This window comes from Arthrobacter sp. YN (genome assembly GCF_002224285.1).
GTDB lineage: Bacteria > Actinomycetota > Actinomycetes > Actinomycetales > Micrococcaceae > Arthrobacter.
The window spans coordinates 13,067-28,627 of sequence record NZ_CP022436.1; the positions used below are offsets into that span (position 1 = coordinate 13,067).

At 62.2% G+C, this 15,561-nt stretch carries 16 protein-coding genes and 1 tRNA gene; 6 read left to right on the forward strand and 11 right to left on the reverse strand.

Annotated features, from left to right (window positions below):
- Positions 1–6: 6 nt before the first annotated feature.
- Positions 7–82, forward strand: a tRNA-Ala gene (locus CGK93_RS00060).
- Between the two features lie 186 nt (positions 83–268).
- On the opposite strand, the gene CGK93_RS00065 is transcribed toward CGK93_RS00060, so the two are convergent.
- Entirely contained in the window at positions 269–2,311 is a 2,043-nt protein-coding gene (locus tag CGK93_RS00065) for a beta-N-acetylhexosaminidase family protein (protein ID WP_198318306.1), read from the reverse strand.
- Positions 2,312–2,377: 66 nt separating this feature from the next.
- Here CGK93_RS00065 and CGK93_RS00070 point away from each other — a divergent pair, with 66 nt between their 5' ends.
- The gene (locus CGK93_RS00070) at positions 2,378–3,286 is read left to right on the forward strand and encodes a DMT family transporter (RefSeq protein WP_089593055.1); all 909 of its coding nucleotides are present in this window, start codon (positions 2,378–2,380) and stop codon (positions 3,284–3,286) included.
- Between the two features lie 38 nt (positions 3,287–3,324).
- Here CGK93_RS00070 and CGK93_RS00075 read toward each other — a convergent pair whose 3' ends face one another.
- Both CGK93_RS00075 and CGK93_RS00080 read right to left on the reverse strand, forming a co-directional pair.
- Entirely contained in the window at positions 3,325–4,200 is an 876-nt protein-coding gene (locus CGK93_RS00075; RefSeq protein WP_089593056.1) for a glycosyltransferase, read from the reverse strand.
- A 143-nt stretch (positions 4,201–4,343) separates the two neighbouring features.
- Positions 4,344–5,312: a hypothetical protein gene (locus CGK93_RS00080; RefSeq protein WP_089593057.1), complete on the reverse strand. Its 969-nt coding sequence runs from the start codon at positions 5,310–5,312 to the stop codon at positions 4,344–4,346.
- Positions 5,313–5,465: 153 nt separating this feature from the next.
- Here CGK93_RS00080 and CGK93_RS00085 point away from each other — a divergent pair, with 153 nt between their 5' ends.
- Positions 5,466–6,008: a peptidylprolyl isomerase gene (locus tag CGK93_RS00085; protein ID WP_026541003.1), complete on the forward strand. Its 543-nt coding sequence runs from the start codon at positions 5,466–5,468 to the stop codon at positions 6,006–6,008.
- A gap of 21 nt (positions 6,009–6,029) precedes the next feature.
- On the forward strand, positions 6,030–6,884 hold the full coding sequence (locus CGK93_RS00090) for a rhomboid family intramembrane serine protease (protein ID WP_089593058.1): 855 nt from the start codon (positions 6,030–6,032) through the stop codon (positions 6,882–6,884).
- A gap of 45 nt (positions 6,885–6,929) precedes the next feature.
- Here the strand turns inward: CGK93_RS00090 and CGK93_RS00095 are convergent, their stop codons facing one another.
- From CGK93_RS00095 to CGK93_RS00125, 7 genes are all read right to left on the reverse strand, one after another.
- Positions 6,930–7,550: a GyrI-like domain-containing protein gene (locus CGK93_RS00095; RefSeq protein ID WP_089593059.1), complete on the reverse strand. Its 621-nt coding sequence runs from the start codon at positions 7,548–7,550 to the stop codon at positions 6,930–6,932.
- 814 nt (positions 7,551–8,364) lie between these two features.
- Positions 8,365–8,964: a DNA-3-methyladenine glycosylase I gene (locus CGK93_RS00100; protein WP_089593060.1), complete on the reverse strand. Its 600-nt coding sequence runs from the start codon at positions 8,962–8,964 to the stop codon at positions 8,365–8,367.
- Positions 8,965–9,057: 93 nt separating this feature from the next.
- Entirely contained in the window at positions 9,058–9,774 is a 717-nt protein-coding gene (locus CGK93_RS00105; protein ID WP_089593061.1) for an alpha-ketoglutarate-dependent dioxygenase AlkB family protein, read from the reverse strand.
- On the reverse strand, positions 9,771–10,400 hold the full coding sequence (locus tag CGK93_RS00110) for a methylated-DNA--[protein]-cysteine S-methyltransferase (protein ID WP_089593062.1): 630 nt from the start codon (positions 10,398–10,400) through the stop codon (positions 9,771–9,773). Before CGK93_RS00110 ends, CGK93_RS00105 begins: the two co-directional genes overlap by 4 nt.
- Complete coding sequence (locus CGK93_RS00115) at positions 10,397–10,927, reverse strand: RNA polymerase sigma factor (protein ID WP_089593063.1); 531 nt, start codon at positions 10,925–10,927, stop codon at positions 10,397–10,399. Before CGK93_RS00115 ends, CGK93_RS00110 begins: the two co-directional genes overlap by 4 nt.
- Positions 10,927–11,436, reverse strand: a complete 510-nt coding sequence (locus CGK93_RS00120; RefSeq protein WP_089593064.1) for a methylated-DNA--[protein]-cysteine S-methyltransferase — start codon at positions 11,434–11,436, stop codon at positions 10,927–10,929. The genes CGK93_RS00115 and CGK93_RS00120 overlap by 1 nt, the downstream gene beginning before the upstream one ends.
- A 45-nt stretch (positions 11,437–11,481) precedes the next feature.
- Positions 11,482–11,736 carry a cell division protein CrgA gene (locus tag CGK93_RS00125; RefSeq protein WP_089593065.1) on the reverse strand — a complete coding sequence of 85 codons (255 nt, stop codon included), beginning with the start codon at positions 11,734–11,736 and terminating at the stop codon, positions 11,482–11,484.
- Between the two features lie 157 nt (positions 11,737–11,893).
- On the opposite strand from CGK93_RS00125, the gene CGK93_RS00130 reads away from it, so the two are divergent.
- On the forward strand, positions 11,894–12,721 hold the full coding sequence (locus CGK93_RS00130) for a class E sortase (RefSeq protein WP_089593066.1): 828 nt from the start codon (positions 11,894–11,896) through the stop codon (positions 12,719–12,721).
- Between the two features lie 170 nt (positions 12,722–12,891).
- Positions 12,892–13,533 carry an aminodeoxychorismate/anthranilate synthase component II gene (locus CGK93_RS00135; RefSeq protein ID WP_089593067.1) on the forward strand — a complete coding sequence of 214 codons (642 nt, stop codon included), beginning with the start codon at positions 12,892–12,894 and terminating at the stop codon, positions 13,531–13,533.
- 104 nt (positions 13,534–13,637) lie between these two features.
- Here CGK93_RS00135 and pknB read toward each other — a convergent pair whose 3' ends face one another.
- Positions 13,638–15,557, reverse strand: coding sequence for a Stk1 family PASTA domain-containing Ser/Thr kinase (pknB, locus tag CGK93_RS00140; protein WP_089593068.1), 1,920 nt, complete (start codon positions 15,555–15,557; stop codon positions 13,638–13,640).
- Positions 15,558–15,561 lie beyond the last annotated feature (4 nt).

A 15,561-nucleotide genomic window follows, 5' to 3' on the forward strand; every position in this document is an offset into this window, starting at 1 on the left:
TCTTATGGGGGCATGGCGCAATTGGTAGCGCACCTGCTTTGCAAGCAGGGGGTTCGGGGTTCGAGTCCCCGTGCCTCCACCATAAGGAAAGTCCCGGTCAGAAATGACCGGGACTTTTGCTTTAACTCCCTAACCCCGCCAACACCCAACAAGGCCGGTGCCACCTTGCCGCGCCCACGACGCGCGCTTCCACCATCGCCACACTTATCCGGGCGGCGCCAGCGAATATGCGTGTCATCAACGAATGCCCGCGGCACCAAGAGGGAGCTCAGCCAGCCGGAACCTGCTGCAAAGCTCGCTCAAGGAACGCTGCCAGCTCGCTGTTCCCCAAGACGGGAGTCACCACACCCAGCTCAAGGGTGGGCTGTGTCTTGGCCCCAGCGCTCTTCAGGGCACCCTGCACTCTGAGGCGTGCTGCGGTTGCGGCCTCTGTATCGCCTCGCTTGTCCGCCTCCAGCATGGTGATGGCCTCCTCCACGCCTCGTCCGTACTCAGCCGCCGCTGCAACCCACGTAGAGCCGTCCTGTGCGAAACCGGGCTCCGCCATCCGTGGCAGGAGCCCGGGAAGCCGCTGAAGCAACCCAGCGCGGTCCTTCAACGCCCCCGAGGGTTGCGTGCCGGCGTCGTACTCCGCCCAGAACTGGTCAATATCGCGCCGCAACTCTGGAGCGGAAGGGGTAAGTTCGTCGTCCTGCCAATCCTGGTTCAGGTCCACGAAGGCCCGTACGGCAGCTTGGACCTCAGGGTCCGGCCCGGCGAGCAAGGCCAACGCGGCGTTCATGGAATTGGAAGCGTTATAGAAGGGGCCATTCCAGGAAAGGTCTGCGTAGTTGAAAATGGCGGGCAGGGAGAGATAGGGCTGGATCATCGGGTTGGTGACAATGCCATGGATGGACCGGTGCAGATCTGCGTCCCTGCCAATGACGGGTGCCAGGAAGAGATGGTCCTGGGAGAAGTCGTTGACCGGATAGTTATCCCAGATGACGATGCTGCGGGAGGCGTCGGGTGTCCCGTAGGTCTCGCCGGCTGTCTCAGCTGACTTCCGGGTAATCCGGTGGGAGACGACGTCTTCACCCGTCCACTGCACCACAATTCCGGGATTCAGTGCTTGGCCGAGTTCGCGCTTGTACGGAGTGCTCGGTGAGCCGTTGTAGAAGGTGGGGACCGTTTCCAAGGGGAGAACGCCGTCCTTGGCTGAGATGAACTTTTCATTCACGTCGTTAAGGAAGGACGCCTGTGCCTTCGCCAGGTTTGCCTGCCCCGCGCCGAATTCCCGGAGGTCTTCCGCGCATTGCACTTTGGTGGCGATGTCGTCCAGGGGAATCACGTACGAACGCACTCCCAGCGCATACAGGGATTCAAGCTTCGCCACCGCGTCCTCAAGGTCGGCCTCGCGCGAATAACAAACGTCGATCCCGGGAGAGAGGGCGTAGCTGAAGCGGACGTGGTTGGCGGCAGCAGCGTCGATCAGTTCCCGCAGCTCCTCGAGCTCCTGGTCGGTGTACAGCTCGCGCCACTTGTCGCGCAGCAAAGGATCGTCCTTGGGTGAGTAGATGTAGGTGTTCATCTTCTGGCTGCCCGCAAATTCAATGACATCCAGACGGGCCTGGTGGGACCACGGCGTTCCATAGAAGCCCTCAATGACGCCGCGGGTTTGCATCAGCGGCCAGTCACTGACGAGGACCGGGGCCACAGAGCCGGCCTTGAGTAACTGCCGGAGGGTCTGGACGGCGTGGAAGACGCCGTCGTTATCGCGTCCGGCGAGAACCGCCGTCGGAATCCCGTCAGGCTGTCCGGTAGCAATCGCATAGCCTTCAGCGCGTCCAAGGGCATCACGGAGGGAGGAGTCCCCGTCCACACCCAAGGCCTTGAGCGCCGGACCCACGGCGGACTCGGTGCCAAGATGGACTGCAGATGACCCGTCGCGCGGGTTGGCAAGCTGCGTCACGACTTCCGCGGTGCCTCCAGCGCCGGTCACGAGGTCCTGCACGGCGGCGGTGGAGGCCTGATCGGTTCCGGGGGGTGCAACTACGTAGACGTGCCCGGTCAACGGAACAGGGTCACCGGTTCCAGTACGGGCATGCTGCGGTACCGGGAAGATGCTTGGAACACCTGCCCCGTTTCCCCCGTGTGCCTGGGTTCCATCAGGACGCCCACGTGAAACAGCGGACCATCCAGCGATAATCAGGGCAGCCGTGAGCCCCCGGCCGCCACCAGCAGCAGGACTGACCGCCGACGCTTGACGGGTGCTTCGCTCAATCAGGTAACCCCTTGGGTATGCCGTCACCGGCTCACGGGAATGCTGAGTCAAGACAACCACACTGTTGGAGCATCAGATAGGGGCTGGAACGCTCCCCCACCCCACTAGTGTTGATCCGTGACCTTTCTCATTGCCGCCCTGGGTGTTCTGGGTGTTGCCTCCTCCGGGCCGCTCATTGCGGGCACCCTCGGAGCCACCTCAGTGACGGCACTGGCGATCGCTTTCTGGCGGAATGCGATCGGTGCGGTGGTGATGGCAGCTCCGGTGGCGTTCCGCGAGCCGAAAGCGTTCGGCAGGATCACCCGGCGGGAATTCGGTTGGTCCACTGTTGCAGCCGTCGCACTGGCGTTCCACTTCGCTTGCTTCATCACCGCCCTTCAACTGACGTCGGTGGCGGCCGCCACTGCCTTGGTGTGCCTGCAATCCGCGTGGATCGCGGTGTTCCAGCTGTTTCGGGGCACACGGCATCGCTGGCCGGTGCTGGTGGGTCTGGGGATCGCTTTCGGCGGCGTGGTCGCCATTACCGGGTTCGATATGGGTTCCTCGCCGGAGGCCCTGCTCGGAGACTTGCTGGCGATTGCCGGCGGCGCTCTGGCTGGTCTGTACACACTCGCGGGCGGGAAAGCCCGCCAATCCATGGGAACGGGCACCTACACCACGCTGTGCTACGGCATGTGCGCAGCGATCGTGGCGGTGTTGGCCCTGGTCAGCTCCCAGCCACTGACAGGGTTCGACGCCGGAGGCTGGCTTGGCATTATTGCCATCACGGTTTGCGCGCAGCTGGTAGGGCACACGGCGTTCAACCACTTGCTGGCCACGATGAGTCCGCTGCTGGTGTCCATGATCATCCTGCTGGAGATTCCGGGCGCTGCCATCCTGGCTGCAGTCTTCCTGTCTGAGACCCTGCCTGCCGGGACCTACGCGGGCTTGGCACTGATCCTGGTTGGCCTGGCCGTGGTTGTTGCCGGGCAGCGGCGGGGACGCACGGCAGGAGATCGACGCGAAGCTGAGCTGGGCACGGACTGAGGATCCGCCGTCGGGCGCTTGTCATCGGCGCTGCGCGCCTAGACACCACCGCGGCGGGCGCCCTGTGCGGCGTTGGCCGTGTGGATGGCCCGGAGGATCTTGGCCGGGAAGTACACCGAGAAGAACACCACCATGGGTGCTTTCAAGGCCATCTTCTTGACGTTGTGGGCTTTGTACGTCCGGTCAAAGCGCTGCACGTAGTAGCGGTAATCGCGGGGTGAATCCTCCAGCCGGCGGGCAGACATCCCGGACACCATCTGCGGCACGTACTGCACCTTGAGGTCGTGCTCGAAGAGGTGCAGGGACAGATCAATGTCCTCATGCATCTCATCCTTGGGATCCAGGCACGCTTCGTCGCGGATGGTCTCCCAAGCGGTGCGGCGAAGGGCCATGTTGGAGCCGAAGAGGAAATGGTACTGGTGCTTGGCCAGGCGCAACATGAGCTGTCGCATCTTGTCGTCCGCCTTGAGGCCGAAGCGGCGCATGGGCATGTCGTAGTAGACCACGGGACCCGTTGCCGCAGCGATCGACGGGTCTGTGAAAGCCTTTTGGACTTGTTCAACCCAGTCCGGCTCCAGGACGGAATCTGCATCGATGCGTCCCACGACCTCGCCCGTGGCGCTGTTCAGGCCATGATTGCGGGTGGGGATCAGGCCCTGGAAGGCTTCCTGGCGCAGGAGAATGATGGGGCTTTCCGGGTATTCCTGCTGCATCTGGCGCACGATCTTGGCTGTGCGGTCCGTGGAAAGGTTGTCCACCACAATGATTTCGTCAGCAGGTACGGACTGGTAGATGGCCGCAATGAGACACTGGCGAATGACGCTTTCCTCGTTATACGCCGGGATGACGATGGACACGCCCGGGGGCACCGGACCATCCTGAAGGGCACCCGCAGAGGGTCTATCGGCTGACATCACTCCAAATCTAACACTCGAGGCAGTGCGTCGGACGGAGGCTTTGGTTACAAGCCGGCAAACACTGAAGGGATCCCGGCGATGACCGGGATCCCTTCAGTTGCTCGACGTGCCGGCCCCTGCCAGGGGCCACATGTCAGTGCTTAGTTCTGTACACCTTTGGGATCGGAGTCCGAGCCCTCAGTGTCCTTGTGCAAGCTTGCAGCGATGTTCTTGACTGCAGTCTTGGCGTCGGTTGCCACCTTCGCAGAGGAGTCCTCAACGTTCTGGAAAGCATCCTTGGTGGCCTGCTCTGCCTCAGCTTCGGCTTCCTCCGGCGTGATGTCCTTGGTGCCGGATTCAGTCACTGCGGCAGCCGTTGCTGATGCTGAGGCGTCAGCCGAAGCCGGGGCAGCCGGAACGGGAGCGGGCGTCGGAGTGACCGGGGAAGGTGTCTTCCACGGATCCTCCACCGGCTTGGAAGCCTTCCATGCGGCAACGCCGGCGGCAGCAGCCGCGGCGATAACAGTCACGATCAGCCAGCCGCGCTTCTTGGGCTTAGGCTGTTCCTTCACCAAAGCGGTGGAAACGGCCTTGGTGGCCTGGTCGGTCACTGCCTTGATCTGCTTGCCGGTGGCCTGCGCCTGCTCCTGGACGCTGTGCACAACGCCGGAATCAACCAGCTTCTGCGCTACGGCGTCAACTTGGGCCGGCGCGTTCTCCAACGCGTGGTGAACGGCTACCGAAGCCTGGCCCAATTGCTCGGACAGCTTGGGCAGGTACTCATCCACCACTTTGTCCCGCGCGTGGCCGAGGGCCGGAGTGGCTTTGTTGAGCGTCTCCTGGATCCTGGGCGTTGCGTCCTCCACTACGTCATGGATCTTCGGCGCAAGGTGCGCCAATCCATCCTGAATCCGCGGCGTAACAACAGCAACGCCGTCGGCAAGGTTGTGCGCAGCGGACTTCAGCCCCTCTTGGATCTTGGGGGAAGCGGTATCAATGCCGTGCTGGATACGCGGAACAGCCCAGTTGACGGCGGCTTCCACGCGGGGTGCTGCCCAGTCGCGGGCGTTGTCCACACCTGCCACAACGGATTGTTCGAGGTCGCGGGCAATACGGTCTGATTTCTTCACAACTACCTCCCGATACACATGCTCGTTTGTTGCTAGCCTACGTCGCTTGTGGAACACCGGCTATTCATCTGCCCGATTCGTCCCGGATTTCACCGAGCGCGGAACCGGCTTTACAACTGCAACGGCGTTGACCCTGCATGGAAGAATGGGGCCATGACCATCGCAACCGCAAAAGCAACGATCCACACGACCCTCGGCGACATCAAGGTTGACCTCTTCGGCAACCACGCGCCCAAGACGGTCGCCAACTTCATTGGCTTGGCCACGGGCGAAAAGTCCTGGAACCACCCCGAAACGGGCGAAGACAAGACCGGGACGCCGCTGTACGACGGCACCATCTTCCACCGCATCATCAAGGACTTCATGATCCAGGGCGGAGATCCCCTGGGCCGCGGCGTTGGCGGACCGGGCTACCAGTTCGACGACGAAATCCACCCGGAACTGACCTTCAACGCTCCCTACAAGCTGGCCATGGCCAACGCCGGTATCCAGATGGGCAAGGGCACCAACGGGTCACAGTTCTTCATCACCACCGTGAACACCGACTGGCTGTTCGGCAAGCACAGCATCTTCGGCGAGGTCACGGATGAGGAATCCCGCAAGGTTGTGGATTCCATTGAGGCCGTCCGCACCGGCATGGGCGACCGCCCCGTTGAGGACGTCGTCATCAACAGCATCGACATCGAACAGCTCTAGTCAGACTCTGAACCTGAGCTCATGAGTTACGGAATCCCGTCGGCAGAGCCGTCCGCTGATATTCCGGTGTGCCCGAGGCACCCGGACAGGCCCTCCTATGTGCGGTGCCAGCGCTGCGGGCGCCCTGCGTGCCCCGAGTGCCAGCGGGCGGCCGCCGTCGGGTTCCAATGCGTTGACTGCGTCAACGAACAAAAACGTACGACGCCGGTTTACCGGTCGCCGTACGGCGGCGCCTTGGCTGTGGGCAAGCCCTTGGTGACGTACGTGATCATTGGCCTGTGCCTGTTGATCTTTGTCCTTCAGTGGATCGTGCCCCGGGATGCGGTCTTCCAGAACTTTGCCTTCGCGAATATCTTCGCCGACAGCCAACCGTGGCGCATGCTCACCGCGGCCTTCCTGCATTCGCAGGGGTTCCTGCTTCATATCGTCCTGAACATGTACACGCTGTGGATCTTCGGACAAGCCCTTGAGCCTTTGCTCGGGCGCATCCGGTTCCTCGCTCTGTACTTGATCTCTGCCGTCGGCGGATCAGTGGGCTACCTGGCCCTGACTCCGATGCTCCCGCCCGTTGCCGTTGTGGGTGCATCCGGGGCCATCTTCGGCCTGTTTGGCGCCATGCTGGTGGTGCAACGTCACCGTGGCGGTGAAACCAAACAACTCTGGGTCCTGATCGCCATCAATGGAGCCATCGGTTTCTTCGTTCCCAGCATCGCGTGGCAAGCGCACTTGGGAGGCTTGATCACCGGCGGACTGGCAGCTGCCGTTATCGCCTACGCACCAAAGGGCAAGAACCAAGCCCTACTGCAGGCCGGCGGGCTGATCCTGGTGGCTGGCTTGTTGGCCGTGGTCACGTGGTTCCGCGTCACTGCTGGATAGCCGTTCGTCGGCATAGTTTCCCTGTCCGCAGCCGGCCTGGCCTTTTTAGCCTGCAACCGGCATCACCGGCTGCCGCAGGATGGTCTTGAGCTTCTCCGGTGCGGTGCGGCGCGGATCGCCGAGATAGATTTCATGGTGCTTGCCGGTCATAGCCAGTGATTGACCGGGAATGAAACTGTTGTGCATCTCCTCAAGCACGGGTGCCTCGTCATCGTAGGACCCAATGTGGAGCGTCTGCACGCTCATGCCTTCCTCCAACGGCTCCAATCGGAGTTCCTCCAAGACCGGGGCCTCCCCCTTTTGGGCCACCACCTCGCGTGCTGCATCAAAATGCTCATGCGTGATCCACTCCGGGATCAGGTTCATCAGCGTCCAGTCCCACTGTGACTTATCCCTGGCGCTGGTGAAGGACTCCATGTCATCGGCCCACCAGAGGGCCTCCAAAGGCATCACACCATAATCCTTGTCCAGCTGGTTCTTACTGAAGAACTTCAGCTTGTAGGCCACCGGATACAGCGTGGTCAGAGCGTCCTTGTAGGCCTGGGCGCTGTTGGGGTCTCCGTGGCCGTCAATCATCAGGAACTGCAGCGGCGGGACTGTCACTACCGAGAACTCGCCGTGCTTGGCGCTGTAGGTGGGGATCAGTTTTTTGAAGTCGCTCTTCATGCCACCACCGTACGCCCAAGGGCAGACCGCATCGTTGTACCCCGTTACGCCCAGCGGCAATGGTGGCTATCCGCAGTGTTATCCACAGCTGTTATCCACACTGTGTGTAACTTACATGCGTGTAGTTAGACCCGCTTCCGGTCGTTGGAGCCGTCAGATCGGCAGATATCCCCCGAAAGGCATGAATTTCTCCACACCTGTGGATAACTTTGTCCCCGTTAGCCCCGTTTATGTGGACAAGTGGGATGATTTTGGGTCCCATGTGGACAACCCTGTTAATTACGTCCCACGGCCGCGACTATCAACAGGCTTATCAACATTGTTAATAACTTACACACGTGTAGTTCAGGGCATCCCAGGTGCTCTGAGTCCCGGCATCGAGGGGATTTCCGCTGAGAAACCCACAAGTTTTCCCCACCTGTGGATAACTTGTGCGTAGGTGGCTGTTATTAAGTGGGTAACTTCCTGGCCACCTTGGTGCCTGCCGGGCGATCAACGGGTCAGTGTGTCTGTGGAAGGCCGGAGTGGATGGGCCGCCGATGTGCCCCCGAAGCAACCCAGGGCAAATCCGGCAATCCTGGAATGTTGAACATTCGGTGAAGCTTGGGGCACTATCCACAGCCCAGTACACAGTGGGTAAAACTATCCTTACCCGGGATGTGTGGCCAAAATTGGTGCCAGCCCAACGATCCAGGGCCAATTTCCGTGGATGTCCACAGAGTTTATCCACGCCTGTGGATAAAGTTGCGCACTTCTGTGGACAAGGGCTGGGGATTGCCGCACCACGGATTCACGCCCACGCTGAGCCGGTGGCTCAGGCCCATACCCCCGATGACCCGCGGCGATGGCTGTCCATCAGATGGGTGTCAATGATGCCGATTGCTTCCATGAGGGCATACATGGTGGTGGGCCCAACAAAAGCGAAGCCCTTCTTCCGGAGTGCCTTGGACAGAGCGATTGACTCAGGAGATGTTGTGGGAATGTCCGCATGGGTGCGGGGTGCCGGAGTGGTCTTGGGCTGGAAAGACCACACGAAGTCCACCAGTCCGCCTTCCCCGCGCAGCGCAATGGTGGCCTTGGCATTGGTGATGGCTGCACGGATCTTGAGGCGGTTTCGGACAATCCCCGCATCCAGCATCAGCCGTTCGACGTCCTCATCCGTGAAGGCTGCAACGCTCTCCGGATGGAAGTCCAGGAACGCATTCCGGAATGCTTCCCGTTTCCTGAGAATGGTGGCCCATGACAGGCCCGCTTGGAACGCTTCCAGGCTGATGCGTTCGTACATGCCCTGCTCATCGCGGACAGGCATTCCCCACTCGTGATCGTAATAAGCCTGCATGAGAGGGTCCGATGCAGCCCACTGGGGGCGGGCAAGGCCATCCTCACCGATGACGGTGCCGTTGTCCGGGCTCATGCATGCTCCTCCGCGGCCGGGGCTCCTGGAACCCGCGGCCAGTTGTTGTAGCGTCTGGGGATATTCTGCCGGGCGGCTCAGACATTCTGCGCCTTAGGACATTCCAGTTACCCTCATGGTGATGTTGATCCGTCCGTGCGACAGGCCGCAATCCTCGGGAGCCGTTCCGGGAAAGACCTTGGGAATGCCGTGATAGGCAAACCTGGATGGCCCACCGAAGACGAACAGGTCTCCGGAGCGGAGTTCCACATCCGAGTACGGCTTGGTCCGGGTCTCGGTGTTGCCGAAGCGGAAAAGGCAGGCCTCGCCGATGCTGAGGGACACTACGGGAGCCCCGGAGCGTTCGTCTTTGTCCTGATGCATACCCATGGCTGCGCCGTCGTCGTAGAAGTTCACCAGCGCGGCGTCGGGCGTGTAGTCCGAGGCCAGATCGGCCAGCGACCCATCCGGGTTGGCTCCGGACGCATAGGCGTCCGCAACAGCCTTCCGGCCCAAACGAACCATCCAGTCCGGGAAATCGAGCACGGGACGGCCGTTGACGTCGGTGGCTTCCCGCGTGTACTTGTACGGTTGCCAGTGCCACCCAAGGCATACGGTACGTACCGACATCCGGCGGCCGCCCGGAAGTGTTGCCGCCCGCAAAGGCACCGGACCCTGGGTCCATTCACCAAAGCGCCCCACAATCCACCGCTGCTGTTCGGCGCTGAGCCAGCCGGGAACATGGACCGCACCCGGGGCAATCAGCCGGGGTCCGGCGTCGTGTGCTTTCGGCTGAACCAGCTCCAACGGGAACAAGGCGTCATCGCTCACGCCGCTGCCTCCAAAGTCAGCAGCGCGCGTTTTGCCTCCGGTCCCCCGAGGTAGCCGCCAAAGCTGCCATCCGATTTCACTACACGATGGCAAGGGATGATAACGGGAAGCGGATTGGTGGCACAGGCGGTTCCGACAGCCCGGACCGCATTGGGGCTGCCCGCTGCCAAAGCAACGTCCGCGTAGCTTTCGGTGCGACCGTAGGCAATCCGGGGCAGGTGCTGCAGCACATTCAGCCGGAACCCGCGGGAAAGGCGGAAGTCCACGGTGAGATCGAACTCTGTCCGGGTGCCGCCAAAATACTCGTCGAGCTGCCGCGCAGCACTGTCCAACCGTGCCGGTGCCTGAAGAATGCGGGGGCTGATGGTGTCGGACAAGCGCTGCAGGACTTCGGTGTGGTTTTCCACCTCAAAGGCCACGCGCACGATTCCCCGGTCAGTGGCAGCCAAGAGGAGTTTCCCCACAGGGGAATCCACCACTGTGTAAGCCACATCCAGGGTGTGGGTCAGTTGGGCATCGCGGGCTAGCCGGGCGCACAGGCTCGTAAGCGCGGGTTCCAGGCCGGCGTCGAGGGGTTCCAGGAGTGACAAGACGTCCGCGTGGTCAGGGCTTGATTCAAGGGTCATCGGATTTCTCCCTTCGGAAGTGAATGTGCCAGCGCCGGAAGGTCAGCCAGCACGCTGCGGAGTGCTTTGACGCCGTCCGCCCCTGCGCGTCGCGCAGCCTCAGGAGTACCTCCCAGGAGTGCGGCTACGTCGTTATAAGGAAGTCCAGCCAGGTAGTGATACGCCACGGCCTGCCGTTGTTTGGGTGGAAGCTGGGTCACCGCGTCCAGTAACTCGGCGTGGTCCTCACCGGGAATGCCAAGGTGCGAAGCGTGCTCGGGCGGGGAATCCACCGGGACGGCCCGACGGTTGCCGGCCCGCAGGTGGTCGACGCATTTTCGGTGCGCTATGGTGACCAGCCAGGCCTGCACGTTGGCGTCGTGCGGGAGGTCAGGATAAGCCTGGAGGGCCGCGAGGAAGGTATCGGACCAGGCGTCATCAGCATCGTGCACGCCCAGGACCGCACGGCACACCCGAAGGACGGTGGCGCCTTGTTCCTGCACTACCGATTCGAAGGGTCTTTTGCTGGTCGCTTGCCGAAGCTCCATCAGAAAAGCTTTCCTTCTTTCACAGCCGCCGGTTCTTCCAGTTCAAGAAGGAAGCGTTTGTTCCGGAGGCCACCGGCGTACCCGGTCAGTTGACCCTTGCGTCCCACCACGCGGTGGCAGGGAATGATGATGCTGATGGGATTGCGCCCGACCGCGGAGCCCACGGCCTGGGCCAGATGAGGATCGCCCAACTCAGCGGCCAACTCGCCGTAACTGACTGTTTCTCCGAAAGGGATATCTTGGAGCCGCGTCCAGACCTTCTCCTGGAAGGGGTTCCCGCGTGCCTCATGCGGGACGCCAAAAACGGTGCGGTGGCCACCCAGATACTCGTCCAGCTGGTGCCGGGTCCGGGCGAACACAGGATCCTCGAGCCCTACAGGAACACCGAAGTAGTCGGGCGGAGGCATATGCCAGTGGCCCTCGTAGAAGATGCCCGTCAAAAATTCCCCGCGGGCAGTCATCGTCAACTGCCCCAACGGGGAATCCATGGTGGTGTGCCGGATGCTCATATCTTGTAGACGTCCACGGGCACGGAAATGTGAGGTGCGGCTTTCCTAGGAGCGCCAGCGCGTGGTCATCAGGAAGCCCACAATGGCGATTCCGAAGCCGGCCACGATGTTCCATGAGGCCCAGTCGCGGACCGGGAATTGTCCCTCGGTGATGTAGAAGGTGATGATCCAGAGGAGGCCGAGGATCATCAGTCCGAACATGACGGCTTTGTACCAAACCGGGTTCGGCTTGTACTGCTGCGCTGCGGAAGCCTGCTGGTCCTGACGGGCAGGCCGCTTGCGGGGCTTGGACTCGGGCACGGATCCTCCTTGGCTGTACGTTGGTACCCGTTCCAGCCAGCCTTGATATCCTGCAGGAAGGAAAATTCCAGCGGTTAACGGCCACGCGGCGTTCCGGGTTGGTTCTAGCTGTCAAGTCTAGCCGCAACTCGGGGTCCGCCCGCCGCGCCCGCGCCCGATCCGAGGAGACGCTGTGGCGCATCAGCAGACGACGGCGGCTTCCGCCGTGCCGTCCGGGCGCCGGGGGCAGGAACGAACTCCCCGCAAGCGCCTCCGCGCTTCGGACGTCGTCCGAAAACTCAGCCAGATCCTGGGTGAAATCCTCATCACGGGCGGTGTTGTCCTGTTGCTGTTTGTGGGCTGGCAATTGTGGTGGACCAACGTTGAGGCAGACGCCAAACAGACGGAAGCCATTCAGAACTTCGCCCAGCAACTCACAGGGCCCGTTACTCCTGCAGAGGCCGCGAACCCGGCGGACTACGGGGACCCAGTCGTGGGAACAGCCCCTGCCAACGGGGAAACGATCGGGATCATGTACATCCCGCGCTTCGGCGCCGACTACACCCGTCCCATCATCGAAGGAACCGGCTCGGACGTCCTGGACACGCTGGGCCTGGGACACTACGGAAGCACCAGCATGCCCGGCGCAGTCGGGAACTTCGCGGTGGCCGGCCATCGGCAGACACACGGAGCGGTCCTGGACAGCATTCACACTCTGGTTCCCGGGGACAAGATCTACGTTCAGACTGCCGATGGGTACTACACCTACGTCTTCCGCAACAACCAGATCGTGCTTCCCAACCGCACTGATGTGTTGCTGCCCGTGCCCACCCAGACGGGCGTCGCGCCGGAGGAGAGAATCCTGACCATGACCAGTTGCAACCCGCGTTTCGGTTCGCAGGAACGCATCATCGCCTACTCCGTCATGGAGGGCTGGCAACCGGCCTCAGCGGGACCGCCGTCGGACATTGCCGCCCAAGTAGCCCAGGCCCAAGGAAAGGGGTAGCGGATGTACGCGTGGATTTTCCGCAATCTACCGGGACCCGTCTGGGTGCGGATCCTGACCTGTTTGGTATTGGTGGCAGCAGCCCTGGTACTGATGGTCCAGTTCCTCTTCCCCTGGTTCTCCCAATTCACCACTTTGACTGACTCAACGATTGGTTTAGTGCAGCAGCCATGAGCACAACAAAAATTCTTGTAGTAGATAACTACGACAGCTTCGTCTACACCTTGGTGGGATACCTCCAGGAACTCGGTGCGGAGACCACCGTGGTCCGCAACGACGACGTGACACTTTCCGAGGCCACTGAGCTCGCAGCAACGCGCGACGGCGTCCTCGTCTCGCCGGGTCCCGGCACCCCAGCCGAAGCCGGCGTCTGCATCGAGCTCATCAAGTGGTGCGGCGACAACAGCAAACCGATGTTCGGCGTCTGCCTCGGCCACCAGGCCCTGGCCGAAGCGTACGGCGGTGTGGTGACCCATGCCCCTGAACTCATGCACGGCAAGACGTCTCCGGTGCAGCACGAAGGCAAGAGCGTTTTTGCCGGGCTCCCCTCGCCCGTCACGGCAACGCGCTACCACTCACTCGCTGCGGTTCGCGATTCCATCCCGGACGTCCTGGAGATCACCGCCGAAACCACCAACGGCGTAGTGATGGGCTTGCAGCACAAGACCGCACCCCTCTGCGGTGTCCAGTTCCACCCCGAATCGGTCCTCACAGAAGGTGGCTACCAGATGCTCGGCAACTGGTTGGAGTCCCTGGGGATGGCCGGAGCGGCCGAACGCGCCTCCAAACTGAGCCCACTGATCAAGCAGTAGGTTGCGGGCTGCGGCGGTCGGCAGCGACCGCCGCCCTCCGCGTGCTAGCTCGTTCCTCGCTTTGATGCACGCTTCCGGGCGCCGGCCCGCTGCCTTCGGTCCGGCTATTTCTTGGTGGCCGTCGGTTTGGGGGTCGGCTTGTCCGTCTCCGTGGGTGTCGGAGTGGGGGTCGGCGTCGGGATGACGGGGGCCTTCGCCACCGTGATGGTGACGGTCTTACCCTGATCGACTTCCGTATTGAACGTCTCGCTCTGGGCGGTTACCGTTCCTGCAGCGACCTCTGAGTTTTCCTGCTCAACCACTACCATGGGCAAGCCATTGGTCTTGAGCGAGGCTTCCGCTTCAGCCAGCGGCAGTCCGATCAGCTGGGGCATGAGTACCTTGCCCGAGGAGACCTGGAGCTCCACCTTGGAGCTGATGGCGATGGCTCCGCCAGGGGCCGGGCCGGTGTTGATGACCAGTCCCACAGGCACAGTGGCACTGTGCGTCCGGACAGTCACAATATCGCCGGTGATGCCCAGCCTGCGCAGGGCGTCGCGGGCGTCCGGCTCCGTACGGCCCACGATGTCGGCCGGAATGGTCACCGAGTTGGGTCCGCTGGAAATCTTGAGGACAACTTCGGCGTCCTGGTCGAGCATTGAACCAGCGGTGGGTGATGTTCCGATGGTCATGTCCTTGGCCACCGTGTCGCTGGCTTCGCGCACCGTTTTAGGCACCAGCTTGGCTGAATAGAGTTCCTGGATGGCCTGGGACTCGGACATGTTGGCCACCACGGGCACAGCGATCTTGGCCGGCACCGGCGGTTGCGCGTTCATGAGGTTGTAAAGCCAGAACCCGCCGCCTGCCAGCACAATGAGAGTGAAGATTACCAGGGTGGCAATCCAGGTACGACGCCGGTTGTTCTGAACCGCTGTCCGCTCGCGTTCCGGTGGGAGGCCCAGGGGAAGTGGCTCTTCCGACTGCCGCTCAGCGGGTTCGTCCTTGTACTCTGCTTCCTTGAACTGGTCAGCGGCAAGAAAGCCCACCGCTGTGGAGCTCAGGAGTTGGGTGGCCGGGTCCTCTTGGTCCACGAGGTCGTTCGGATCTGTGGGCGCCTCGCTGGCCGGGACAGCCGGGACGGGAATGCCGTTGCTTGCCGCGCGCAGGGCGCGGCGGAAGGAGGCAGCGTCCTGGAAACGGTCTGTCCGGCTCTTTTGCAGGGCCTTTGCCAGGACTGAGTCGAGGGCTTCGGAAACATCGGGGTTGTGGGCGCTGGGCATGTCCGGGATTTCGCGGACGTGCTGGTAGGCCACCGAGACCGGGCTGTCGCCGACAAACGGCGGCCGGCTGGTCAGCAGTTCGTAGAGGAGGCACCCGGCCGAGTAGAGGTCGCTGCGGGCGTCTACGGTTTCGCCGCGGGCCTGCTCCGGTGAAAGGTACTGTGCCGTGCCTACGACGGCCTGGGTTTGGGTCATGGTGGCAGCGGAATCTGCCATGGCGCGTGCAATGCCAAAGTCCATGACTTTGACGTCTCCGGTGTCGGCACAAACCATGACATTGGCCGGCTTGATGTCACGGTGGACAATGCCCGCGCGGTGGCTGTACTCCAGTGCAGCAAGGACACCGAGGGTGAAGCCGATGGAACTCTCTACCCCCAGCTCGTTCGCCTTGATCATGTCCCGCAGGGTGCGGCCGGCCACGTATTCCATCACGATGTACGGGACCCGGACGTCCTCGCCGGGACCTCCGGGGACCGAGTACTCGCCGGTATCGAAAATGGCCACGATGGAGGGATGGTTCAACGCCGCAACGGCCTGTGCCTCACGTTTGAACCGGGCTTGGAACTGCGGATCGCGGGCCAGATCTGCACGCAGGATCTTGACCGCGATGGTCCGGCCCAGCAAAGTATCCGTTCCGCGGTATACGTCCGCCATGCCACCACGACCGATCAAATCACCCAGTTCGTAGCGTTCATTGAGGATGCGCTGTGAAGACACAGGTGTGCTCTCCTCTCGATGCGCGGGACCTTGGCGTGGTGTAGACATGGGA

What these genes read in the sequence shown, in the direction of transcription:
- CGK93_RS00075 (WP_089593056.1), bottom strand. Translation starts at nt 4,200, where the DNA reads ATGTCAGCCGATAGACCCTCTGCGGGTGCCCTTCAGGATGGTCCGGTG.
- CGK93_RS00085 (WP_026541003.1), top strand. Translation starts at nt 5,466, where the DNA reads ATGACCATCGCAACCGCAAAAGCAACGATCCACACGACCCTCGGCGAC.
- CGK93_RS00090 (WP_089593058.1), top strand. Translation starts at nt 6,030, where the DNA reads ATGAGTTACGGAATCCCGTCGGCAGAGCCGTCCGCTGATATTCCGGTG.
- CGK93_RS00095 (WP_089593059.1), bottom strand. Translation starts at nt 7,550, where the DNA reads ATGAAGAGCGACTTCAAAAAACTGATCCCCACCTACAGCGCCAAGCAC.
- CGK93_RS00100 (WP_089593060.1), bottom strand. Translation starts at nt 8,964, where the DNA reads ATGAGCCCGGACAACGGCACCGTCATCGGTGAGGATGGCCTTGCCCGC.
- CGK93_RS00110 (WP_089593062.1), bottom strand. Translation starts at nt 10,400, where the DNA reads ATGACCCTTGAATCAAGCCCTGACCACGCGGACGTCTTGTCACTCCTG.
- CGK93_RS00115 (WP_089593063.1), bottom strand. Translation starts at nt 10,927, where the DNA reads ATGGAGCTTCGGCAAGCGACCAGCAAAAGACCCTTCGAATCGGTAGTG.
- CGK93_RS00120 (WP_089593064.1), bottom strand. Translation starts at nt 11,436, where the DNA reads ATGAGCATCCGGCACACCACCATGGATTCCCCGTTGGGGCAGTTGACG.
- CGK93_RS00135 (WP_089593067.1), top strand. Translation starts at nt 12,892, where the DNA reads ATGAGCACAACAAAAATTCTTGTAGTAGATAACTACGACAGCTTCGTC.
- pknB (WP_089593068.1), bottom strand. Translation starts at nt 15,557, where the DNA reads ATGTCTACACCACGCCAAGGTCCCGCGCATCGAGAGGAGAGCACACCT.